The organism is Streptomyces sp. NPDC002588 (assembly GCF_040295925.1).
In the GTDB taxonomy this organism is placed as follows: domain Bacteria; phylum Actinomycetota; class Actinomycetes; order Streptomycetales; family Streptomycetaceae; genus Streptomyces.
Genome location: NZ_JBEOWF010000033.1, coordinates 81,221 through 104,192 on the forward strand (window position 1 = coordinate 81,221; position 22,972 = coordinate 104,192).

General features: G+C 70.9%; 17 protein-coding genes. 10 read left to right on the plus strand and 7 right to left on the minus strand.

Annotated elements, in window-relative coordinates:
* The first annotated feature begins 110 nt into the window (after positions 1-110).
* The 8 genes from ABT057_RS32300 (at position 111) to ABT057_RS32335 (ending at position 10,742) form a co-directional block, all read left to right on the plus strand.
* Positions 111-1,193, plus strand: coding sequence for a GNAT family N-acetyltransferase (locus ABT057_RS32300; protein ID WP_352347186.1), 1,083 nt, complete (start codon positions 111-113; stop codon positions 1,191-1,193).
* Positions 1,193-2,821 (plus strand): ABC transporter substrate-binding protein, encoded by a 1,629-nt coding sequence (locus tag ABT057_RS32305; protein ID WP_352347187.1) that lies wholly within the window; start codon positions 1,193-1,195, stop codon positions 2,819-2,821. The genes ABT057_RS32300 and ABT057_RS32305 overlap by 1 nt, the downstream gene beginning before the upstream one ends.
* Positions 2,818-3,843 (plus strand): GNAT family N-acetyltransferase, encoded by a 1,026-nt coding sequence (locus ABT057_RS32310; protein WP_352347188.1) that lies wholly within the window; start codon positions 2,818-2,820, stop codon positions 3,841-3,843. The genes ABT057_RS32305 and ABT057_RS32310 overlap by 4 nt, the downstream gene beginning before the upstream one ends.
* Before the next feature lie 142 nt (positions 3,844-3,985).
* A complete protein-coding gene (locus ABT057_RS32315) occupies positions 3,986-5,584 on the plus strand; it encodes an ABC transporter substrate-binding protein (RefSeq protein WP_352347189.1) in 1,599 nt (532 codons plus the stop codon).
* A gap of 144 nt (positions 5,585-5,728) precedes the next feature.
* Positions 5,729-6,895, plus strand: a complete 1,167-nt coding sequence (gene argJ / locus ABT057_RS32320) for a bifunctional glutamate N-acetyltransferase/amino-acid acetyltransferase ArgJ (RefSeq protein WP_352347190.1) — start codon at positions 5,729-5,731, stop codon at positions 6,893-6,895.
* A 245-nt stretch (positions 6,896-7,140) separates the two neighbouring features.
* Entirely contained in the window at positions 7,141-9,630 is a 2,490-nt protein-coding gene (locus ABT057_RS32325) for a glycoside hydrolase domain-containing protein (protein ID WP_352347191.1), read from the plus strand.
* A gap of 3 nt (positions 9,631-9,633) precedes the next feature.
* The gene (locus ABT057_RS32330) at positions 9,634-10,059 is read left to right on the plus strand and encodes a hypothetical protein (protein WP_352347192.1); all 426 of its coding nucleotides are present in this window, start codon (positions 9,634-9,636) and stop codon (positions 10,057-10,059) included.
* Entirely contained in the window at positions 10,056-10,742 is a 687-nt protein-coding gene (locus ABT057_RS32335; RefSeq protein WP_352347193.1) for a hypothetical protein, read from the plus strand. The genes ABT057_RS32330 and ABT057_RS32335 overlap by 4 nt, the downstream gene beginning before the upstream one ends.
* Positions 10,743-10,829: 87 nt before the next feature.
* Here the strand turns inward: ABT057_RS32335 and ABT057_RS32340 are convergent, their stop codons facing one another.
* The 5 genes from ABT057_RS32340 to ABT057_RS32360 all read right to left on the minus strand — a co-directional run bounded on the left by ABT057_RS32340 (position 10,830) and on the right by ABT057_RS32360 (position 18,470).
* Positions 10,830-12,857, minus strand: coding sequence for a glycoside hydrolase (locus ABT057_RS32340; RefSeq protein ID WP_352347194.1), 2,028 nt, complete (start codon positions 12,855-12,857; stop codon positions 10,830-10,832).
* 164 nt (positions 12,858-13,021) lie between these two features.
* On the minus strand, positions 13,022-15,067 hold the full coding sequence (locus tag ABT057_RS32345; protein ID WP_352347195.1) for a beta-galactosidase: 2,046 nt from the start codon (positions 15,065-15,067) through the stop codon (positions 13,022-13,024).
* A gap of 85 nt (positions 15,068-15,152) precedes the next feature.
* Positions 15,153-16,490: an ABC transporter substrate-binding protein gene (locus ABT057_RS32350; RefSeq protein ID WP_352347196.1), complete on the minus strand. Its 1,338-nt coding sequence runs from the start codon at positions 16,488-16,490 to the stop codon at positions 15,153-15,155.
* Positions 16,491-16,591: 101 nt separating this feature from the next.
* Complete coding sequence (locus tag ABT057_RS32355; RefSeq protein WP_352347197.1) at positions 16,592-17,539, minus strand: carbohydrate ABC transporter permease; 948 nt, start codon at positions 17,537-17,539, stop codon at positions 16,592-16,594.
* A gap of 4 nt (positions 17,540-17,543) precedes the next feature.
* Complete coding sequence (locus tag ABT057_RS32360; RefSeq protein WP_352347198.1) at positions 17,544-18,470, minus strand: carbohydrate ABC transporter permease; 927 nt, start codon at positions 18,468-18,470, stop codon at positions 17,544-17,546.
* A 238-nt stretch (positions 18,471-18,708) separates the two neighbouring features.
* Here ABT057_RS32360 and ABT057_RS32365 point away from each other — a divergent pair, with 238 nt between their 5' ends.
* Positions 18,709-19,758 carry a LacI family DNA-binding transcriptional regulator gene (locus ABT057_RS32365; protein ID WP_352347199.1) on the plus strand — a complete coding sequence of 350 codons (1,050 nt, stop codon included), beginning with the start codon at positions 18,709-18,711 and terminating at the stop codon, positions 19,756-19,758.
* Between the two features lie 64 nt (positions 19,759-19,822).
* On the opposite strand, the gene ABT057_RS32370 is transcribed toward ABT057_RS32365, so the two are convergent.
* Together ABT057_RS32370 and ABT057_RS32375 are read right to left on the minus strand one after the other, a co-directional pair.
* On the minus strand, positions 19,823-20,488 hold the full coding sequence (locus ABT057_RS32370) for a lysophospholipid acyltransferase family protein (RefSeq protein ID WP_502974003.1): 666 nt from the start codon (positions 20,486-20,488) through the stop codon (positions 19,823-19,825).
* 124 nt (positions 20,489-20,612) lie between these two features.
* Positions 20,613-21,041, minus strand: a complete 429-nt coding sequence (locus ABT057_RS32375; protein ID WP_352347200.1) for a PPOX class F420-dependent oxidoreductase — start codon at positions 21,039-21,041, stop codon at positions 20,613-20,615.
* Positions 21,042-21,234: 193 nt separating this feature from the next.
* On the opposite strand from ABT057_RS32375, the gene pgm reads away from it, so the two are divergent.
* Positions 21,235-22,875: a phosphoglucomutase (alpha-D-glucose-1,6-bisphosphate-dependent) gene (pgm, locus tag ABT057_RS32380; RefSeq protein WP_352347201.1), complete on the plus strand. Its 1,641-nt coding sequence runs from the start codon at positions 21,235-21,237 to the stop codon at positions 22,873-22,875.
* The last annotated feature ends 97 nt before the right edge of the window (positions 22,876-22,972 follow it).

Sequence of the window (22,972 nt, forward strand, 5' to 3'; positions counted from 1 at the left end):
CTGTGCACACCCTGGGGCGGTGTCCTCTCATGGATCTCTCGGGCGGGTATCGCCGGTGGCGGGGACCACTTCGAGAGCGGTCGGAGACCGCGGCGGGCGACACTCCCGACGTGACCGATGGGATGGTGATCGACCAGTGGCGGACGCCCGAGGAGGCGCGCGCGGCCGGCTGGGCCGCGCTCGTCGGCGGCGAGGACTTCTTCCTCACGCCCGACTGGATGCGCGTCCTGCAGGACTCCGCGGGAGCGTGGATGGGCTACCTGACCGCGACCGAGGATGCGCGCCTCGTGGCGGCCCTGGCGATGGTGCTGGCCGACCGTGGGTCGCCCTGGGCGCTGGGCCGCACCGACCTGCTGATCCGGCACTGCGCGCGGGAGGGCATGACCGGCGCCGGCGACGTCCTCGCGGGCTTCGGCGACCCGGACCGCCTCATGCCCTCGATGATGTGCGGCGGCCGCCACCTCGGCCGGACCCGGCTGTTGCTCCACCCGGACGCGACCGCGCAGAGCGCACACCGCCTCGTGGAGCAGGCCGAGCGGACCGCCGCGCTGCACGGGTGCCGCTCGGTCTGCTTCCCGTACGTCGACGCCTCCGACCGGCTCCAGCGGGAGGTCCTGCGCGAGCGCGGCTACACCTCCCACGTGTCCGGCGAGTTCGCCACCCTCACCCTGCCCGGTGAGGGGTTCATGGACTACGCGATGGCGCTTCCCTCGAGGCGCTCCCGAAGAGTCCGCGCGGAACGCCGGCGTATCGAGGCGTCGGACGCCGTCATCGGCCTGGAGCCCCTGGACCCCGCGGAGGTCCCGCGCCTGGCGGCCCTGGAGACGCAGCTCTTCGCCAAGTACGGCATGACCGGCTGGGATCCCCGGCGCTCCGAGGCCGTGCTGTACGCCGCCGCCGAGCGGCTGGGCGACCGGGCGCTGGTGTCCAAGGCCGTCCTGGACGGACGGATCGTCGGCTTCGGGCTGGTCCTCGCACACGGCGGCGACTGGTTCGCGCACCGGGCCGGCTTCGACTACGCCGCGCAGGGCGCGCTCCCGCTCTACTACGAGCTGCTGTACTACACGCTCGCCGACCACGCCGGCCGGCACGGAGTGAAGACCGTCCACTACGGCATCGGTTCGACGGACGCCAAGGTCTCCCGCGGGTGCGCCCTGTCGACGCAGTACCTGTACGTCAAGGAGCTCGGCTGATGCCCGGCTGGAACGCCGCCGTCGGTGCTGTGGCCGATCCCTCCGACCGGCGCGGCGGAACGCTGGCCATGGTGGCCTCGGCGGACGTGGACTCGCTCGACCCGGCCCGCACGTACTACGTGTGGTCGTGGCTGCTCCAGCGGACCATGCACCGCACGCTCATGGCCTTCGGTACCGACCCCCGCACTCCCGCCGTCGTACCCGACCTGGCGTGCGAGCCGGGCGAGGTCTCGGACGGCGGGCTCACCTGGACGTACCGGATCCGCGGTGGTGTGAGGTTCGAGACCGGGGAGGAGGTGGGTGCCCGGGACATCGCCCACGCCGTCGAGCGGGTGTTCGCCCAGGACCTGCTGCCCGGCGGGCCCACCTACCTCATCGACCTGCTCGACCACGGCGGTTACCCCGGCCCCTACAAGGGCGGGCGGTGCAGGGCCGTCGAGTGCCCCGACGACCGCACCCTCCGCTTTCGGCTGAAGCGGCCGTTCGCCGACTTCGACTACCTGATGGCGCAGCCCAACACCGCACCCGTACCCGCGCACCGGGACTCCGGTGCGGCGTACGGCGGCGCACCGGTCTGCTCCGGCCCCTACCGCATTCGGCGGTACGTGCCCGGCCGCTCCCTCCACCTCGTCCGCAACGCCGAATGGGACGGGGCGACGGACCCGGTGCGGCGCGCCCTGCCGGACGCCCTCACCGCGGCCTTCGGAGTCGAGGTCGACGAACTGGACCGGCGCCTGCTGGCCGGGGATTTCCACGTGGACGTCGAGGGCAGGGGCATCCAGCATGCGGCGCGCGACGTGATCCTCGCCGATCCCGTGCTGCGGTCCCGGTCCGACAACCCCGCCACCGGTTTCCTGCAGTACGTCACCGTACAGACCAGCGTGCCGCCACTGGACGACCTGCACGCCCGGCGCGCCGTGTTCTACGCCGCGGACAAGGCGGCGCTGCTGGAGGCCCGCGGCGGGGACGGGGTCGGCGGTTCGCTCGCCACCGGCCTGATCCCGCCGAACCTGCCCTCCCACAGCGGCGGCGACCGCTACCCCTCCGGGGCGGACCTGACGGGCGACCTGGCCGCCGCCCGCGCGGAACTGGCCGCCGCGGGAATCCCGGACGGCTTCGAGACCGCCATCGCCACGCAACCGGGCAAGTTCGAACTCGTCGCCCGCACCCTCGCCATGGGACTGGCCCGGGTCGGCATCCGCGCCCGAGTGGAGGTGCTGGACACCGCCTCGTACTACCGCAGCGGCCTCGGCCACCCCGGCACGGTGCGTCGGCTGGGCCTCGGCCTCGGCATCACCGACTGGGGCGCGGACTACCCCACCGAATACGGCTTTCTCGCCCCGCTGGTCGACGGAAGACAGATCAGGCACGGCGGCGGCAACTTCAACTTCGCCGAGCTCGACGATCCGGCGGTCGAGCGGCTCATCGACGAGGCGCAGTCGTGTCCCGATGCCGCCGAGCGGCGGCGGATCTGGCGACGGGTCGAGGCGACGGTGATGGACCGGGCCGTCATCCTCCCCATGGCGCACGACCGCACTCTGCACCACCGCCATCCCGACCTCACCAACGTGTATGTGCACCCGGCCTTCGGGCTGTACGACGTCCAGGCGATGGGACTGGCGCGATGACGCCCGCCTTCACCCGCGTCGACGGCGCCGCAGGACGCGTGATCGAGGACGTGCACGCGCTCCGCGTCGCGGCGCACGCGGCCGACACGCCCCACCTGCCCCGCCCCTGTTTCGCGGACTTCGAGGGCTCGCTCGCGGTCCGCCCGCCAGCCACCGAGGTGGAGGAGTGGGCGGTCTACGACGGCGGGGAATGCGTGGCCTGCGCGCGCCTGGAGTTCCCGCAGGAGGAGAACACCGGCACCGCGACCGCCGCCGTCTTCCTGGTCCACCCCGCCGGGCGCGGGCGCGGATGGGGCGGGCGGCTCGCCGCGTTCGCCCGCCGCCGGGCCGAGGCCCACGACTGCTTCCGGGTGCTGCTCGTCGCCGACGCCGCCGATGCCGCCCACGCCTCCGGCGAGCAGACCGCCGCCTCCGCGCAACGGTTCGCGGACCGGATCGGCGCCCGCCTGGTGTCGGTCCAGCACCACCTGCGGCTGGACGTCGGGCAGGCGCCCCGCCCGGAGCCGGTCCGCGGGCCGCTACGGCTCCGCTTCTGGGCGTCGACCGTCCCCGGCGACCTCGTGGCGGATGCCGCGCGGCTGGAGGCCGCGCTGTCCGCGGACGCCCCCACCGGCGGGCTCGACCGGGAACCACAACCTGCGGCGGTCTCCCGCATCCGGGACTTCGAGCGCATGCGCGCGGCCCGCCGCCGCCGCGCCTACCAATGCGGCGTCGTCGACGACGGCACCGGGCGCATGGTGGCCTGGACGGGGCTGTCCATGACCCGGACCAATCCCGACAACGCGCTTCAGGCCGTCACCGTCGTCGACCGCGCCTACCGCGGCCGCGGCCTCGGGCGCCTGGTGAAGGCGCACAACCTGGCCGTGTGCCGGGCCGGTGAGCCGCGGCTGACGCACGTGGACACCTGGAACGCGGAGGAGAACGTGCACATGCTGCGCATCAACTCCGAGTTCGGCTACCGGCGCATCGGAGCGCGCCTGATGTGGGTGATCGGCGCCACGGTGCCCGCCGGGCGCGGATGACCCGCCGCCCGCCGTGCAGACCGGGGCGCATGCCACGGGGCCTTTGCCGGCCCGGAGGCCTGTCCCGGATCCCTAGCGAGACCCGTCCGACGAGAGAGGCGCTGGCATCCCCGTGGTCTTCGACGCCGCATCACGCGCAATCGTGAACCCCTCCGCCCGCAGGGGCGGAACGCTCAGGTTCGTCCGCACGGACGACTTCGACTCCCTCGATCCCGCCGACACCTACTACGCCTACACCTGGAACTTCATCCGCCTTTTCGGCCGTCCGCTGGTCGGCTGCACCACCGGCGAGGACGGCGGCCCCCGGCTCGTCCCCGACCTCGCGGAGGCGCTCGGCGAGGTCCGCGACGGCGGCCGTACCTGGACCTACCGCATCCGCGAGGGCGTGCGGTTCGAGGACGGCACCCCCGTCACCGCTCACGACGTGCGCTACGCCGTTCTGCGCGCCGCCTTTCCCGAGCACGTCTACGGCAGACCCGCCGCCCGGGGCGGACCCGCCTACTTCCGGCAGTACCTGGCCGGCCCGGCGGGCGTGCAGGCGCCGGACGACCGCACGGTCGTCTTCCGGCTGAACGAGCCCTTCGCCGCCTTCGACCGCATCGCCTCGCTGCCCGCGACCATCGCGGTGCCGCGGGGGTGCGACACCTTCCCCGACTACCGGCTGCACCCCGTCTCCTCCGGCCCGTACCGCATCGCGCTCTACGCACCGGGCGAGGCTCTGGAACTGGAGCGCAACGAGTACTGGCGGGCCGACACCGACCCCGTCCGCACCGCCCTGCCGGACCGGATCACGGTGCGGCTCGGGGTGAGCGGACCGGAGGTGGACCGCCTGCTGCTCGACGGCCTCGCGGACATCGACCTCGCCGGAGTCGGCGTGCAGCCCGAGACGCAGGCGCGGCTGCTGGCCGATCCGGGGCTGAGGAGCGGCGTGGACAACCCCCGCACCGGATTCGTGTGGCTGTACTGCATCAATCAGCACATCGGACCGCTCGCGAACGTCCACGCCCGCCGCGCCGTGCAGCTGGCGACCGACAAGGCCGCGATGCTCGCCGCCTACGGCGGCGAGCACGCCGGCGAGATCGCCACCTCGCTGCTGCCGCCGTCCATGGCGGGCCATGTGCCCTTCGACCGCTACCCGGTCGGCCCGGACGGCACCGGCGACGTGGCAGCGGCTCGCCGCGAGCTGGAACTCGCGGGCCTCCCCGAGGGTTTCGCCACCCGGATCGCCGCCCGTACGGACCGCCGCAAGGAGTGGAACGCCGCGGTGGCCCTCGCCGAGGGCCTCGCCCGCGTGGGCATCCGCGCCGACCTGGTTCCGTTCGGCTCCGGCGACTACTTCACCAAGGCGGTGGGGGTCCCGGCGTACGTCCGCGAGCATGGCATCGGGATCGTGATGTTCGGGTGGGCCGCGGACTTCCCGGACGGCTACGGCTTCCTGCAACAGATCGCGGACTCCCGGGCGATCAAGGAGACGGGCAACCAGAACCTCGGCGAACTGGCCTGTGAGTCCATCGACGCGCTCCTCGACACCGGGGCGCGGACGCTCGACGAGAAGGAGCGTGCGGACATCTGGACGGCGGTGGACCGCGCCGCCATGGACGAGGCCGTCATGTGCCCCTACATGTTCGTGAAGTCCGTGCTGTTCAGGGGGAAGAGGGCGGCCAATGTCACGATGTCCCCGGTCTACGGCATGTACGACTACGCCGTGCTGTCGGTCGTGGAGGAGGAGGCGGCCGGCTGACCGGTCCCGTGGCGCGCGGTTCCGCCGACTGGTTCTGCGGCGCGGGGTGCTCCTCGTCTGGTACGAAAGGGCGTGATGGCCGGGGCGGTCGCTCCGGCCTCTCGTTCGGATATGCTGCATATTCATTCTGGAGGTTGTAACTTCATGCAGGGACAGGTTCCCCGGGGGTACATCGTTCACACCGCGCCCGTCGGCATGCTGGGCGACGGGCGCGACGACCTGTGCATCATCGCCTCGCAGGTTCCCGCCCGGACGGCGGCGGTGTTCACCCGGTCCCGGTTCGCCGGCCCGTCCGTCCACCTCTCGCGCGCGGCCGCGGCCGACGGCACGGCGCGCGGCGTGGTCGTCATCGCACGCAACGCCAACGTCGCGACCGGCGACGAGGGGGAGCGCAACGCCGCCGAGGTCCGGGACCGCGCGGCCCATGCCTTGGGCATCGCACCCGAGGAACTGCTGATCGCATCCACCGGGGTGATCGGCCGCCAGTACCCCATGAAGCAGATCACCACCCACCTCGACAACCTCGCCTGGCCCCCGCCGGGAGAGGCGGATCTGGGGACGGCCGCGCGGGCGATCATGACCACGGACACTCGCCCCAAGTGCCTCACCGCCCGGATCGGCGAGGCCACCCTCACCGGAATCGCCAAGGGCGTCGGCATGCTCGAGCCGGACATGGCGACGCTGCTGACGTTCTTCGCCACCGACGCCCTCCTGGACGGGGAGACGCTGGACGCGGTGTTCCGGCGGGTCATGGACACCACCTTCAACGCCGTCTCCATCGACACCGACACCTCGACCTCCGACACCGCCGCGATCTTCGCGAACGGCCTCGCCGGCCCCGTCGGAGTCGAGGAGTTCGAGCAGGCGCTGCACAGCGTCGCCCTCGGCCTGGTGAAGATGATCGCCTCCGACGGCGAAGGGGCCTCGAAGCTGATCCAGGTCGAGGTGGCCGGTGCGCGCGACGTGGCCCAGGCGAAGCGGGTCGGCAAGACCGTGGTCAACTCGCCCCTGGTCAAGACCGCCGTGCACGGCGCCGACCCGAACTGGGGCCGGGTCGTGATGGCCGTCGGCAAGTGCCAGGACGACCTGGACATCCTCCCGGAGAACGTCGCCGTCCGCTTCGGCGGCATCGGCGTCTACCCGCCCGGACCCGACGAGGACGATCGCCGAGCGTCCGTCGCCACCTACCTCAAGGAGAACGACGAGGTCGTCATCGGCATCGACCTGGGCATCGCAGACGGAGAGTTCACCGTGTACGGCTGCGACCTCACCGAGGGGTACGTGCGGCTCAACTCCGAGTACACCACCTGACCGCCGCCTCCCAGGCGCGTTCCGCCCCGGCACCGCCGCGCCCCTCTGCGCGGCGGCTCCGCCCGGCTTCGGAGGCCGCATCGTCTGTCACCGCGCGGGCCCGCGCCCGAGGCGCGGGGCAGGTCGTGCAGGCAGCCCGGTTCGGCCCCATGGAGAGTGGCGCGAGAGAGCGCGCCTCTAAGGTCGCCCCAGGCCAGAGGCCGGCTCCGATCCGGCCTGTCTCCCCACGACGTGAAGGCTGGACGATGGCGGACGCGAAGGTTCTGGAAGCCCAGCAGTGGGTCAACGCCACCTATGGAAGTGTCACCGGCTATCAACCCTGCCCCGAGGACGGCCGTACCGGCTGGTCCACCATGTACTCCCTGATCATGGGACTCCAGCACGAACTGGGTATCTCTCCCGTGGTGGCCAGTTTCGGGCCGACCACCATGTCCCGGTTCGCCGCTCTCGGTGAGATCGGCTTCGGATGGGACGTGAACCGCAACATCGTCGCGATCCTCGAGCACGGCCTGTTCTGCAAGGGCTACTGGGGAGTCGAGCCCGACAGCTACGGCTGGTTCACCGGTGTCACCCGGGAGGCGGTCAAGGACCTGCGCGCCAACATGGGGATACCCGAGGGCGACGGCACGATCAACGCCACGATCGCCAAGTGCATCCTCAACATGGACGCTTACGTCGTCGTGGCCGGAGGCACCGACAAGATCCGCGTCATCCAGCAGTGGCTCAACGGCCGGTACTGGCAGCGCAGCGCGTACAGCATCGGCCCGGCCGACGGCATCTACTCCCGGGACGTGCAGAAGTCCTTGATGATCGGCTTGCAGTACGAGCTCGGGCTGGAGCCCAACGGGAACTTCGGGCCCGGCACCCAGGCCGGTCTGCGGCAGCACACCGTGCGGCAGGGTGACTCCGGCATCTTCGTCGAACTCTTCACGGCCGCCTGCGTGTTCAACGAGCCGGTGATCCTGCGCGGCCTGGACGACTCGGAGGTCCGGACCACCTTCAAGAGCACCTTCGACGACAAGACCCGCGAGTTCGTCGAGATCTTCCAGGAATTCTCGCAGCTGTACAGCCAAGGTGACGCGTCCTACGGGGTGGGCGAGTACGACACCTGGGCGCAGCTGCTGGTGTCGATGGGCAACGCCGACCGGACGGCCACCGGTTCGGACACCCGCTTCGAGATCACCGCCTCCAGGGCCCGCTGGATGTACGACAACGGCTACCGCGTCGTCGGCCGCTACCTGTACGACCCGCCGGGCTCCGACCTGGACAAGGAGATCAAACCGGGCGAGCTGCAGACCATCTTCGACGCGGGACTGCGGGTCTTCCCCATCTACCAGGACAATGCCCGCCAGTTGTCCGACTTCACCTACGGCCAGGGCTACCAGCACGCCCTCAACGCCCACGACCTGGCGTCCGGATACGGCTTCGACCGGGGCACCACGATCTATTTCGCGGTGGACTACGACGCCCAGCAGTGGGAGATCGACGGGCAGCCCGTGGGCGTCATCGCCTACTTCAACGGAGTGGTGGCCGGTCTGGCGAGCCGCGGCAAGAAGTACTTCCACGGTGTCTACGGTTCCCGCAACGTCTGCGCCAACGTCACCAAGAGGACCGGAGCACGGTTCTCCTTCGTCTCCGGCATGTCCTGGGGCTTCTCCGGGAACCTCGGCTACCCGCTGCCGTCGAACTGGGCGATGAACCAGATCAAGGAGTTCCAGGTCGTCAACGGCTCCGACACCTTCGACCTGGACCGGGACGTGTGGCGCCGCGGCACGTACGCCGAACCCGCGGTGGGGTCGGTGAACAGCTCGGCCGGCCCCGCGGACTCCTTCATCGCCTACGTGCAGCGCGTCTACGACCTCGCCGTCGCCTACAAGGCCGCGAACGACGTCGGAACCGACGCGAGCCGGCTGGTGATGGAGCACATCCGCCACCGCAAGTACCAGGGCCTGACCTGGTGGTGGCTGGCCGGGGCGTACGACGGCGACTTCGTCGAGTACTGCGACAGCCGCGGCGCGGGCGTTCCGGACTCCTACTCGTTCACGGACCCCGTCACCGGCTACAACCTGGACGCCGCCCACCTGATGGCCACCGCCAACGGCTTCCTGGTCGCCTCCGACCCGGACGACAAGGGTGACGCGACCGGTGGCGACGTCGCCGGCTGGGGCGGCGACATCATGACCTTCTGGGCGGACTGGCGGAACTCCGAAGAGCAGTACGCCTCGCCGGGCGCCTTCTGCCAGGCCAAGCTGGCCGTCCCGGGCACGGTCTCCAGCTTCTCCTTCACCGACATGATCGAGGACGTCGACGGCTACCTGCTGGCCAAGCACGTGGCGGCGGGCGGCGACATCGTGGACTGGGTGACCTCCCAGTACAACGACGGAGGCGGGCTGACCCGCTTCCGTGCCCACTTCGACCGGCGCTGGCAGACGGCCGGCAACAGCACGTCGTCCTGCGGCCGCCTGCTCTTCGGCGCTGCCGACTCCAAGATCAGCCCGGCTCGGTTCGCGCTGATCACGGCAGCCGGCGCGGTCCTGCCGGGCGACTACGTCCTGCTGCCGGGCGGCCAGGCCAAGTTCGACGAGTTCTGCCAGGGCTTCACCGACCGGCAGCTCGCCCTGATCGGTCTGGAGAACAGCCGGGCCGCGCAGTACCGCCGGAACCTGGAGGCCTACCAGGAGCAGGCCGCGAAGCGGGCTGCGGCACGGGCCACCGGGAAGAGCGTGCACAGTTAGCAGATGGGTTTGTTCAGCGTGCTGCTGTCACTCGTGCTGTTGGGCGGATCCGGCCTGTGGGTGTGGGGCCGGGCGCGCGTCACCGGACGGTGGTGGCCCGGTGCCGGCTGGTTCCTCGGCGCCGCACTGCTGCTCATGGCGGCAACGGGCGTCACGTACCTTGCCGGCTCTGTGGCCGCAGGGGGCTTCGACCCGGAGGAGGCGTGTCACAGGGCCGGTCAGGTCTACGACGACGCCTACCGCAGGACGCACTTCGACGAGTACACGCAGTGGTTCCCGCTCCACGACAGGTGCCACGCCGGCTACGACCTGGTGCCGGGCTGGGTGAACCCCGCCCTGGTCGTCCTGCCCGTTCTGGCCGTGGTCTGCCTGGCGTTCTCCGTATGGCTCGCCGTCCTCCACCGACGCACCAAGAGAGGCACACCGTGAACGAGCTGACCAGGCGTCACCTGCTGGGCGCCACCACCGCACTGACCGGGGCCGCCGGCCTGGGGATGCTGGGCGCGACGCCCGCCGCCGCGGTCCCGGCGAATGCGCCGGGCGGGGCGGCCGCCTGGCGCGGCAGCCGCTCGGCCAACGGCTGGCGGGTCCTCACCTCGGCCGAGGCGCAGTCCCACGTGATCGAGGGCAGCGGCCGGCCGGTGCGCCTGGCCGGCGGTGCCCCGGCGATCATCCTGCTGCACGTCGCCCGGCGTTTCCACTACGAGATCGACCAGCTTCGGCCTGGTGACGTCCTCGGGCACCGGGCCTCGCACCGCGTGCGGGAGGCGTTCGAGTCGAACTACCTGTCCGGCACGGCGCTGGAGATCAGGCCCCTGGCCTACCCGCTGAACGCCCGGGGCGGCTTCTACCCGCACGAGCTGACCGTGATCCGCGACGTCCTGGCCGAACTGGACGGTGTGGTGGCCTGGGGCGGCGACTTCACGGTGCCCAAGGAGTCCCACCTGGAGATCGCCCTCGCACCGGGCCACCCCAAGGTGAAGGGCGTGGCCCGGAAGATCCAGGAATGGAACGCCGGGCTCGGCGGCGCCCAGGGCGCCGGGGCCACCGACGCGTTCGACCCCGCCCGCCTGGCCCGCGCCCGCTCCTTCGCCCGGCGCACGGCAGCCTGACGGCGCCTGGTCTCCGCCGCCCCGCCGCAGGTCGGCGGAGCGGCGCGCCTCGGGCAGGGTCCGTCGGCGGGACAGGCGGACGGCCTCTCACGGGGTCACGTCGGTGACCCTCCAGCGCTGGTTGGAACCGGAGTTGGCGGTCCAGGTCGTCACGGCCGCGCCCTCGTTGGTGGCCTGGCCGCCGACTTCGAGGAGGCGTCCGGTCGCCACGTTGACGAGCGTCCAGGTGCCGTCACCGGTGGTCGACATGATCCACTCGGTGGCGGGGTCCCGCTCCCCGGTGTCCGGCTCGACGACCGGCACGTTGTCGCGGACGGCGAGTCGCTTGCCCTCGGCCGGGTTGGCGAACACGTACCGCTGACGGTTGCCGGTCTTGCCGTGGCGGGCGTCGAGCTGCCACTCCTGCGCGACCGTGCCGTTGGCCGAACCGATGACCAGGTTGGTCCCGTTCGCCGCGACGGTCACCGCCTTGCCGCTCTGCACACCGGTCAGCGTGTAGGAGTGCCCCTTGGTGAACAGGCCCGCGTCCTTCGCGACGCCCGAGACGCCCTGCACGGCGAAGGAGGTCACGGACTGGGCGGGCACGGTGTAAGTGGCCCTGCCGTCGACGACCTCGACCGGGGCCTGCTGCTGGAGCTTGCCGTCGGCGCTGGTCACGGTCGGGGTGACGGTCGCGTTGCCCTTGACCGTGCGGAACTTCGACAGGTCGATGGTGACCGTGCGGGCCGCGGTGGTGGAGTTCACGTGGACGAGCGAGACGCCCTTGCCGTCCTTGGTCACGGCGGCGGCGCTGGAGGTGTCGTCCACCTTGATCAGCTTGTCGCCGGGCTTGATGAAGTGCGTGAAGTTGCGCGCGGTGTCGAACTTGGTGTTCGTGTAGACCGGGCAGGACTGGAGGGTGTCCGCCTCGGTGCAGCTGAACGGGAGCTGGATGGAGCCCCAGTTGCCGCCCTTGGCGGACTCGCCGCCCGGCTTCATGTTGTCGTAGTCCTCGACCGGCTGCCAGAACACCCAGGCCGTGGGCTCCAGTTCGCGCAGATCGTTGACGATCTGCTGGGCCAGGCCGAGCCCCGGGCGCATGTCGGTGAAGCTCTGCCCGTCGCCCCAGTCGCCCTCGACCTCACTCATCCACAGCGGCTTGTCGGCCGCCTTGGCGAGGTCACGCACGGTGGTGCGCTGCCCGGTGCCGTAGGTGTGGACGTTCATCTGCCCGACGGCGTCCTTGGACGCCTGTGAATAGGAGTTCCAGTTGTTGGCGAAGATGCTCGGGTTGGTCTCGTCCATCGCCGAGATGTCCGCCTTGACCTTCGCCTTCCTCAGCGCGGACGGCAGCGCGGCGAGCACCTTCTGCTGGAGTTCGGGCCCGATGTGAGCGCCCTCCTGCCGGCCGCCGACCGGCTCGCCGTCCGAGCCCAGACGAGTGCTCCAATAGCCGGTGTTGGGCTCGTTGAACGGGTCGATCGTGTCGACCTTGATGCCCTCGGCCTTCTCGAGACGCTTCGTCGCGCCCGCGAGGTACGCGGCGAAGTCGTCGACCGAGTCGGCCTTCAGCTGATCGGTGGTGGCGTTGAACCCGCCGGAGACGTAACCGCTCTCCGTCATGAACCACGGCGGGGAGTTGCTGAACGTCTCCCAGTGGTCGATGTCGTGCCTGATGCGGTTCACCCACCACCGCTGGGTGGCGTCGGCGTCCTTGTTCCAGTCCGCCGGGTCGTCCGCGTTCCACCAGTCGGTGTCGGTACGAGTGGTGCCCGCGGGCGCCTTCCACCAGCCCTCGACCGCGCCGCCGGCGCGCAGGTAGTCCTTCACGTCGGGCGCGTTGCCGCCGCCGATGTTGTACCGGGCGATGTTCAGCGCGAGGCCGTCGTCGCCGAAGAGGAGCTTCGCGAGCTTCTCGCGGATCGCCGGCGGGTAGTCGCCGGTGGCGTTGGCGAACCAGACCAGGCTGGTGCCCCAGCCCTCGAACTTCTGCTGCTGGTACGAGGGGTCCGGCGTCACGGTGACGGCGGCGTCGGCCTGTGCCTGAGCGGGGACGCTCAGCAGGGCGGCCCCGGTGGCCAGGGCGGTCAGCGCGGCGGCTCCCAGAGACCGTCTGCTGCGGGTACGGCGTGCCATCTGTGCTCCCAACTGCGGTGGTGGTCGCTGAAGCGGGCCCCTCCCGCCACATGGGCGGGAGGGGATGGCCCCCGGCACGGGTCAGGCCGTGCCGGGGAGTCGTGGGGGTGCGGGTGTCGTGCCTTGCCAGGCGTCGCCGGGCAGGCGGGACTTTCGGAACGCGCCTAGAGGGCCCGGCGCAGTACGGCGACCTCGCGCGGTCCGAGGACCAGGCCGCCGTCCGCGAGGTTCCCGCCGGTCAGGACCTCGCCCTCCAGGCCGGTCACCGGCACGGCCTCGTCGGTGCGGTTGACCACGAAGAGGAACCGATCCGCCGCCCCGCGGCGGACGGTCAGCTCGACCTTTCCGCGGATCGCGTCGGGGAGTTCGCTGTGCACGCCGGCCGGCTCCAGCAGCCGCGGCAGCAGCGCGCGCAGCCCGTCGACGCCGAGCCGGGTGGAGACGTACGAGGCCGAACCGGCGCCGGTCGTACGGCGGGTGACCGCCGGACGGCCGCTGTGCACACCGGTGCGGTAGCGGGCCAGGACCTCGGTGTCGGACTCGTCGGTGACGGTGATCCGGTCGGTCCACAGGGTGCCCGTGGAGTCGTCGTCCAGTTCCACGCTCTCGCCGGAGAGCAGCGGGCCGAACTCCTCGATGCGCAGGCCGAGCAGCTCGCGCAGGGCGCCCGGGTAGCCGCCGAGCCACACGTGGTCGTTCTCGTCGACGACCCCGGAGAAGTAGGTGGTGACGAGGTGGCCGCCCTGCTCGGTGTAGCGCGTCAGCTCCTTGGCGAGCTCGGCGGGCACGACGTGCAGCACGGGCGCGATCAGGACCTGGTGGCGGGAGAGGTCGGCCCGGGTGGTGACGAGGTCGGCGCGGACGCCGAGGGCGAGGAGCGCCGAGTACCAGTCGAGCGCCTCCTGCCGGTAGTCGAGCAGCGAGGTGGGGTGCGAGTCCTGCTCGCTCGCCCACCACGACTCCCAGTCGTAGAGGATGCCTACGGCGGCGTTCTCGCGCTCCGAACCGGCCACCGGGGCCAGGGCCTCGAGGGTGGCGCCGAGGTCGGCCACCGCGCGGAAGACGTCACTGTCCCTGCCCGCGTGCGGGACCATCGCCGAGTGGTACTTCTCGGCGCCGGCCGCCGACTGGCGCCACTGGAAGAAGCAGACGGCGTCCGCGCCGTGCGCCACGTGCAGCAGCGAGTCACGGGCCAGGTCGCCGGGCCGCTTCGCCACGTTCACGGCCTGCCAGTTGACGGCGCTGGTCGAGTGCTCCATCAGGAACCAGGGCCGGCCGCCCGCGATGCCGCTGGTCAGGTTCGCGGAGAAGGACAGCTCGTCGCGGTCCTGCGGGCCGGGGTGGACGTAGTGGTCGTTGGAGACGAAGTCGATCTCGCTCGCCCAGTCCGGGTAGTTCATGCCCCTGGTGCCGCCCATCACCATGAAGTTGGTGGTGACCGGGATGTCGGGCGTGATCCCCTTGAGGATCTCCCGCTCGGCGATCAGGTGGTCCTTCAGCGCGTCCGAGGAGAACCGCTTGAAGTCCAGCTGCTGCGTCGGGTTCGGGTGGGAGGCGGCCAGCCGCGGGGGCAGGATCTGCTCCCAGTCGCTGTAGCGCTGCGACCAGAAGGCCGTGCCCCAGGCGTGGTTGAGGGCGTCCAGCGTGCCGTAGCGGGAGCGCAGCCAGCCGCGGAAGGCGCGTGCGGCGTCGTCGGAGTAGTCGTAGATGTTGTGGCAGCCCAGCTCGTTGGAGACATGCCAGGCGACGAGCGCCGGGTGGTCCTTGTAGCGGTCGGCGATCTCGCGGACCAGGCGCAGGGCGTGCTCGCGGAAGACCGGCGAGGTGGGCCGCCAGTGCTGGCGGGCGCCGGGCCACACCGTCTCGCCGTTCGCGGTGACCGGCAGGATCTCCGGGTGGGCCGTCGTCAGCCACGGCGGCGGGGAGGCGGTCGCGGTGGCCAGGTCGACGCCGATCCCGCCCGCGTGCAGCAGGTCCATGACCTCGTCGAGCCAGTCGAAGTCCCAGGTGTCCGGGCCCGGCTGGATCCGGGCCCAGGAGAAGATCCCCACGGAGACGACGGTGACACCGGCCTCCTGCATCAGCCGGACGTCCTCCTCCCACACGTCCCTGGGCCATTGCTCGGGGTTGTAGTCGGCGCCGTACGCCAGACGCGGAGCGGGGTCACCGTCCGCCCCGCGCAGCATGCGGGACTGGAGGGTGGAGATCATGGCGGTCCTTCCGAAGGGTGGTACACGGGGGCGGCGCGGCCCGGGTGCCGCGCCGCCCGGCGTGCTGTTGCTGCTGTTCGACGAACTACTTCTCGATGGTGAAGCCCTGCTCCTTGCCGTACTTGATCGAGGCTTCCTGCCAGGCCTTCAGGCCGTCCGCCAGCGTGGTGCCGGAGACGTAGGCCTTCCCGACCGTGTCGTTGAAGATCGAGTTGGCGTACGGCTGGAAGGGCAGGTACGACCAGTCGTCGGCGACGTTGGCCGCGGACTGGGCGAAGATCTCGTTGGCCTTCTGGCCGCCGAAGTAGTCGAACTCCTTGTTGAGGAACTCGGTGGACTGCAGCTCGGCGTTGGTCGCCGGGAAGGCGCCCTCCTTCACCCGGCTGGCCACACCGGCACCGGCGTTGGCGTACTCGACGAAGGCGTAGGCGAGTTCCTTGTTCTTGGCCAGCGCGGGCACCGCCAGGGAGCTGCCGCCGTTCTCGGCGCTGGCCTTGTCGCCCTTGGTCCAGGCCGGCAGCGCGGCCGCGCGCCAGTCACCGGAGGCGTTCGGCACACCGGTGATGAAGTTGGCGGGCATCCAGGCGCCGGTGGCCAGGGTGGCGATGGTGCCGTCGCCCAGGCCCTTGTACCAGTCGTCGGTCCAGCCGGTGACCGGGGCGAGGAGCTTCTCGTCGATCAGCTTCTGCCAGACGGTCTCGAACTTCTTGGCGCCCGCGTCGTCGAAGTTGATGCCGACCTTGGTGCCGTCGACCTTGTAGGGGCGCGAACCGGCCTGCCACAGCATGGAGGTGGTGAAGCCCGCGTCACCGGTGTCGTTGGCGATGTACGCCTTCGGGTCGGCCTTGTGCAGCTTGCGGGCCGCGTCCAGGTACTCGTCCCAGGTGGTGGGGACGGTGATCTTGTACTTGTCGAAGACCTTCTTGTTGTAGAACAGCGCCATCGGACCGGAGTCCATCGGCAGGCCGTACACCTTGTCGCCGTCGCTCACGGCGTTCCACGGGCCGGGGGTGTACTTGGAGGCGAGCTTGTCGGCTCCGTACGGCGCCAGGTCGGTCAGGCCCTTGGTGAGGGAGTACTGGCCGAGGGCGAAGTACTCGACCTGCGCGACGTCGGGGACGCCCTTGCCGGCGGAGATGGCGTTCGACAGGGCGGTGTAGTGCTTGTCGCCGGACCGCTCGCTGACCAGGTTGATCTTGACCTTGGGGTACTTCTTCTGGAAGTCGGCGGCGACCGTCTTCAGCGTGGGCTCCCAGGCCCAGACCGTGACCGAGCCGCCCTTCTTCAGGGCCGCCTGGATGTCCCCGGCGGAGACCGCCTTGGTGTCGGAGCTGTCGTCCGAGCTGCCGCAGGCGGTGGCGCCCAGGGCGACGGTGGTCAGGAGGGCGAAGCCGCGCAGCAGGCGGCTGGTCGTTCTGCGCATGAAGATGCTTCCACTTCTTCGTGGGTGGGACAGGTGAGGGTGGGGGTTGCGCACATGCAGGGCTGAACGTGGGGCTTGGGGGCGGCCGGTGGGCCGCGGGGTCACTCCTTCACGCTTCCGGCGGCGAGACCCGACTGCCAGTACTTCTGCAGGAACAGGAACGCGGCGATCAGCGGGAGGATGGTCAGCAGCGACCCGGTGATGACGAGGTTGTAGATGACGTCACCGCCGATGGTCTCCGCCTGGGAGTTCCAGACGCTCAGGCCCAGGGTCAGCGGGTACCAGTCCGCGTCCTTGAGCATGATCAGCGGCAGGAAGTAGTTGTTCCAGGTGGCGACCGTGGTGAACAGCAGGACGGTCACGATCCCGGGGGCGAGCAGCGGCAGCGCGACGGTGAAGAAGGTGCGCGCCTCGCCGGCGCCGTCGATCCGGGCGGCTTCGAGGAGTTCGGTGGGAATGGCCTCGGTGGCGAAGACCCACATCAGGTAGAGGCCGAACGGCGACACCAGCGACGGGATGATGACCGCCCACGGGGTGTCGGTCAGGCCCATCTTGCTGAACATCAGGAAGGTGGGCACCGCGAGGGCCGTGCCGGGCACCGCCACCGCGCCGATGACCGTGGCGAAGACGCCGCGCTTGCCGGGGAAGTCGAACTTCGCCAGCGCGTAGCCGCCCAGGACCGCGAGCAGCGTGGCGCCGCCGGCGCCGAGCACCACGTACAGCACGGTGTTCCCCAGCCAGCGCAGGAACTGTCCGTCGTGGTACGTGAACGTGTCGCGGACGTTGTCCCAGAGGGCGAAGTCGTGGGCGAACCACATGCCGGACGAATCGGCCAGCCCCGACTGGGTCTTGGTGGCGTTGACGGCCAGCCAGATCAGCGGGACCACCGTGTAGAGGACCACCAGCGAGGTCAGTGCGGTCAGCAGCTTGCTGCGCCGGGGCCGGCCGGGCGAGTGCTTGCGGGTGCCCCGCAGTCGCGGTGCGCCCTTGCCGGGGCCGGAGGTCTTGGCCGGGGCGGCGGGGGAGGCGGTGGTGAGAGGGCTGCTCATCGGGTCACGCTCCCTTGCGCATGCCGCGCAGCTGCACGACGTAGGCGATCACCATCGTGATCAGGCCCATGATGATGGCCACCGTCGCGGAGTAGTTGTGCTGCTGGCCGTTGAAGGACAGCGAGTACGTGTAGAAGTTCGGGGTGTAGTCCGTGGTGATGGCGTTGGGCGCCAGGGGACGCAGGATGTTCGGCTCGTTGAAGAGCTGGAAGCTGCCGATGATGGAGAAGATCGTCGCGATGACCAGCGCGCCCCGGATCGCGGGCAGCTTGATCGCGGTGATCACCCGTATCTGTCCGGCACCGTCGATCTCCGCCGCCTCGTAGAGGGAGGTGGGGATGACACGCAGCGCGGAGTAGAAGATCAGCATGTTGTAGCCGACGAACTCCCACGTCACGATGTTGCCGATGGACGCCAGCACCAGGTCGGGGGAGAGCGGGTTGGGCAGCTTGACGCCGAACGCGTCGTTGACGTCGCCCACCAGGCCGTACTGGGTGCCGTACATGAAGCCCCACATCAGGGTGGCGACCACGGCGGGCACCGCGTACGGCAGGAAGATCGTGATGCGGAAGAAGCTCTTGCCGTAGAGCCGTCCGCTGTCCAGCGCCAGGGCCACCAGCAGGGCGATGCCGAGCATGATCGGCACCTGCACCGCGAGGAAGAGTGACACCCGGCCGAGGGAGGCCCAGAACTGGTCGTCCTTCAGCGCCTGCGTGTAGTTGTCCAGGCCGACGAAGGTGTTGCCGCCGATCAGCTGGTCACGGAACAGGCTCAGGTAGATCGAGTAGCCGATCGGGGCCAGGAAGACCAGGGCGAACACGGCCACGAAGGGACCGATGAAACCCCACCCCGTCCAGGAGCGTCGGTCCCGTCTCGCCGGAGGTGGTGCCGGCCGCGGCGCGGCGGCCGCCGGCGGTTGCAGCGTCGTCATGTCGTTCCTCGCTCGTGCAGATTGGAACAGGCGGTGTGTTGCGCGGAGATTTCCGATCGCCTCACCGCCACCATGATGTTTGCGTAAACATCGGCCACGCAAGAGCCTGGGCAAGCTGTTATGTTTACGTAAACATCTGATGGCGGCATGTCTACACTGCCCTGATTACGATGGTCAAGGGTCCCCTGGTCAGACCGGGATGCCTGCGCGGAACAGAGAGGTGGGGACACCCGTGGACATGGCTGAAAGAACACCGGCGACATCGCCGAGACGCCGCCGGGCCACCGCCTCCATGGCCGACGTGGCCCGCCTGGCCGGAGTCTCCTCGCAGACCGTCTCCCGGGTCTCCAACGGTTACGCCGGGGTGAACGAGGAGACCCGGCAGCAGGTGCTCACCGCGATGAAGGAGCTCGGCTACCGGCCCAACAGCGCGGCCCGCGCCCTCAAACGCGGAGAGTTCCGCACCATCGGCGTGATCACCTTCTCGCTGTCCTCCACGGGCAACGTCCGCACCCTCGAGGCCATCGCCAACTCCGCCGCCGCCGAGGGCTACGCGGTGACCCTGCTGCCGGTCGCCGTGCCCACCCAGGACGAGGTGCGCGGGGCGTTCAGCCGGCTGGAGGAACTCGCGGTCGACGCGGTGATCGTCATCATGGAGGTGCACCTCCTGGACGCCGCGACCATCATGCTCCCGCCCTACGTCCAGGTCCTCGTCGTCGACTCCGACGCCGGGGACCACTACACGGTCGTCGACACCGACCAGGCCGGCGGCAGCCGCACCGCCGTCGAGCATCTGCTCGGCCTCGGCCACGAGACCGTGTGGCACCTGGGCGGTCCCGAGGACTCCTTCGCCGCGCAGCGCCGCACCGACGCGTGGCGCGCCGTCCTCACCGAGGCCGGCCGCACCCCGCCGCCGCTCATCCGGGGCGACTGGTCCGCCGAGTCCGGCTATCACGCCGGGCTGGAACTCGCGGCTCGCGAGGACTGCACGGCCGTCTTCGCCGCGAACGACCAGATGGCGCTGGGTCTGCTGCGGGCGCTGCACGAACAAGGGCGGCGGGTGCCGGAGGACGTGAGCGTCATCGGCTTCGACGACATCCCCGAGGCGAGTTCCTTCCTGCCCCCGCTGACCACCGTCCATCAGGATTTCGCCGAGGTCGGGCGGTTGTGCGTGCAGGCCGTGCTGCGGAAGATGCGGCAGCACGACGAGGCGGAGCGGGGGACGACCTTGGTGCCTACCCGGCTGGTGGTGCGGGACAGCACGGCTCCGCCGGGGAGCGCCGGGTAGAGATTTCGGGGTGCGGGTGTCCGGGGCCGCCGCACAGTTCCCCGCGCTCCTCGGGAGGTAGTGCTCAGCCGCGGTTTTCCAGGGCTCGTTCGCCCGCTGCCCTGACTGCCGTTCGCCATGCCGCCGTCACCGCCTGGTGGGCCGCTCTCGTGCCTCGGTCGGTCTCCACGGGCAGACGCATGGGGGACCCGAGGTGCACGTGGCAGCGGGGGCGGCGGACCGGGGCCGTCAGAGTGCCGGCGAGCTGCTTGCCGGCCGAGCCGGAGGCTATGCGGCGGGCGCCGGCATGGCCCACCGGGACCACCAGCGCGCCGGAGGCCTGCGCGAGCCGGGCCAGACCGGTGCGGAACTCCTCGGGCGGGGTGGGGGACGCCTCGCGGCGGCGGGGGAGTCCGCCCTCGCCGTAGAGCAGGACATGCCGGCCCCCGGCCAGCGCCTCGGCGGCCGCGTCCAGAGCCAGGGCCGCACGGTTCGTGCCCCGGTGCACGGGGATGTGCCCCTCGCGTGTCAGTGCCCGCCCGAGCAGCGGGATCCGCCACAACCCGGCCGTCGCCAGGACCACCGGCTGCAGTTCGAGACGGCGCAGCGCCGTCATGACGACCGCCGGGTCGGCCAGCGAGTCGTGGTTGGCCACGAAGATGCTGGGCGCGGGCAGTCGCATCCTGATCTCACTCGTGACGGTGAGCCGCCCGAAGAACGGGGTCATGGCGATGACGGTACGGCTGAACACGGACAGGCCCTCCCTGTGAGCGGTGATCCACTCCCAGTGTGACGGGCGGCACTGCGACGGCGCCTGAGTACGGATACTCAGACAGGGTGGGGTCGGCGACGGCGGAGTGGCCGGCGCCGGCCGATCACCCGACGTTCCGGGACCGGGTGCCGCCGTCCTCCGGCTCGAGGTGCCAGCTGACGATGCGACGCGGGTGGATCCGGATCACGTGGTTGCCGAAGAAGTCGGGGGCCATGGGAGGGGCGTCGAGGACCAGTACTTCGGCGTGGCCGCGGATCTCCACGCCGCGACCCCAGCCGGGCGCGATCGGATCGTCGGCCGGCGCCATGTCGTCGACCACCAGGGAGACCGCGGGGCGGGCCTCGGCGTTGCGGTACTTCTGGCTGCGGTCGAGTGCGGGCCCCCCGATGTCGATGGTGTCGTCGTCGTTCAGGACGAAGCCGACCGGGCGCACCTGCGGCCCGCCGTCCGGCCCCGTGGTCGCCAGGCGGGCCAGCCGCTGTCCGGCCAGATAGGCGCGTTCCGCCGGCCTGAGCAAGCGTGTCGTAGTCATGGCGGCGACGCTAGGACCTCAAGCGCGATTGAGGTCAAGGTGGAGCCGAGATCTGCTCGGACACCTGCGAACCGCTGGACCTGAGCGGGTGACGCGGTGGCCATGGGCGGTGCGCGGACCTCGCGCGTGATCGCCGCGGCGGGGGAAGATGGGGCCGCAAGCCAATGGGCAACCGACACGGAGGAGCGGGCACATGCAGCACGAGCGAGCGGGCGGGCCGGCCGGCCCTGAGGACCTCGTCGACGTCGCCCGGCTGGTCACCGCGTACTACGCGCTGCACCCGGATCCGGCCGACCCGGCACAGCGCGTCGCGTTCGGCACCTCGGGCCACCGCGGCTCGTCCCTGAACACCGCGTTCAACGAGGACCACATCGCCGCCACCAGCCAGGCGATCTGCGAGTACCGCGCCGCCCAGGGCACCGACGGTCCCCTCTTCCTCGGCGTCGACACCCACGCCCTGTCCGAGCCCGCCCGGGTCACGGCCCTCGAGGTGTTCGCGGCGAACGACGTGACCGTGCTCATCGACAGCGCCGACGGCTACACCCCCACCCCGGCCGTCTCGCTCGCGATCCTCACCCACAACCGCGGCCGCACCACCGGCCTCGCCGACGGCGTGGTCGTCACCCCCTCGCACAACCCGCCCGCCGACGGCGGCTTCAAGTACAACCCGCCGAGCGGCGGCCCGGCCGGCTCCGACGCCACCTCCTGGATCCAGGACCGCGCCAACGACATCATCGCGGCGGGCCTGAAGGACGTACGCCGCATCCCCTGGACGCAGGCGCTCGCCGCGCCCACCACCGGACGCCACGACTTCCTCGGCGCGTACGTCGCCGACCTCCCGAACGTCCTGGACCTGGACGCCGTCCGTGCCGCCGGGATCCGGATCGGTGCCGACCCGCTCGGCGGGGCCTCGGTCGCCTACTGGGGCCGGATCGCCGAACAGCACCGGCTCGACCTGACCGTGGTCAACCCGCTCGCGGACCCCACCTGGCGTTTCATGACGCTGGACTGGGACGGCAAGATCCGCATGGACTGCTCGTCGCCGTACGCGATGGCCTCGCTCATCGAGCAGCGGGACCGCTTCCGGATCGCCACCGGCAACGACGCCGACGCCGACCGGCACGGCATCGTCACGCCGGACGCGGGCCTGATGAACCCCAACCACTACCTGGCCGCCGCCATCGCCTACCTCTACACGCACCGCGAGCAGTGGCCCGCGGACGCGGGCGTCGGCAAGACGCTGGTGTCGTCCTCGATGATCGACCGGGTCGCCGCCGACCTGGGCCGCCGCCTCGTCGAGGTGCCCGTCGGCTTCAAGTGGTTCGTGGACGGCCTGGTCGACGGCTCGCTCGGCTTCGGCGGCGAGGAGTCGGCCGGCGCGTCCTTCCTGCGCCGCGACGGCTCCGTGTGGACCACCGACAAGGACGGCATCATCCTGGCGCTGCTCGCCTCAGAGATCACCGCGGTCACCGGGAAGACGCCGTCGCAGCACTACGCCGCCATGACGGATCGTTTCGGCGAGCCCGCGTACGCCCGGATCGACGCCCCGGCCACCCGGGAGGAGAAGGCGCTGCTCGCCAAGCTGTCGCCCGCGCAGGTCACCGCCGACTCGCTGGCGGGGGAGGCGGTCACCGGCGTGCTCACCGAGGCCCCGGGCAACGGCGCTGCGCTCGGCGGGATCAAGGTGACCACCGCCAACGCCTGGTTCGCGGCGCGTCCGTCGGGCACCGAGGACGTCTACAAGATCTACGCCGAGTCCTTCCTCGGTCCCGAGCACCTCGGCCGGGTCCAGGAAGAGGCCCAGGGTGTGGTGACGGCGGCGCTGGGAGGCTGAAACCCGCGCCACGCCGGGCCCCGCGCCGGTCGGCACGGGGCCCGAAGCATCTGCCGGCCGGTCGGTGTCTTCTCTTCCGATTCCGACGCGGGACCGG

Bases quoted from the DNA above. Each gene is read 5' to 3' on its own strand.
- ABT057_RS32310 (WP_352347188.1), top strand. From the start codon at position 2,818: ATGACGCCCGCCTTCACCCGCGTCGACGGCGCCGCAGGACGCGTGATC.
- ABT057_RS32375 (WP_352347200.1), bottom strand. From the start codon at position 21,041: ATGACTACGACACGCTTGCTCAGGCCGGCGGAACGCGCCTATCTGGCC.
- ABT057_RS32345 (WP_352347195.1), bottom strand. From the start codon at position 15,067: ATGATCTCCACCCTCCAGTCCCGCATGCTGCGCGGGGCGGACGGTGAC.
- ABT057_RS32325 (WP_352347191.1), top strand. From the start codon at position 7,141: ATGGCGGACGCGAAGGTTCTGGAAGCCCAGCAGTGGGTCAACGCCACC.
- ABT057_RS32350 (WP_352347196.1), bottom strand. From the start codon at position 16,490: ATGCGCAGAACGACCAGCCGCCTGCTGCGCGGCTTCGCCCTCCTGACC.
- ABT057_RS32365 (WP_352347199.1), top strand. From the start codon at position 18,709: ATGGCTGAAAGAACACCGGCGACATCGCCGAGACGCCGCCGGGCCACC.
- ABT057_RS32340 (WP_352347194.1), bottom strand. From the start codon at position 12,857: ATGGCACGCCGTACCCGCAGCAGACGGTCTCTGGGAGCCGCCGCGCTG.
- argJ (WP_352347190.1), top strand. From the start codon at position 5,729: ATGCAGGGACAGGTTCCCCGGGGGTACATCGTTCACACCGCGCCCGTC.
- ABT057_RS32355 (WP_352347197.1), bottom strand. From the start codon at position 17,539: ATGAGCAGCCCTCTCACCACCGCCTCCCCCGCCGCCCCGGCCAAGACC.
- ABT057_RS32330 (WP_352347192.1), top strand. From the start codon at position 9,634: ATGGGTTTGTTCAGCGTGCTGCTGTCACTCGTGCTGTTGGGCGGATCC.
- ABT057_RS32360 (WP_352347198.1), bottom strand. From the start codon at position 18,470: ATGACGACGCTGCAACCGCCGGCGGCCGCCGCGCCGCGGCCGGCACCA.
- pgm (WP_352347201.1), top strand. From the start codon at position 21,235: ATGCAGCACGAGCGAGCGGGCGGGCCGGCCGGCCCTGAGGACCTCGTC.
- ABT057_RS32305 (WP_352347187.1), top strand. From the start codon at position 1,193: ATGCCCGGCTGGAACGCCGCCGTCGGTGCTGTGGCCGATCCCTCCGAC.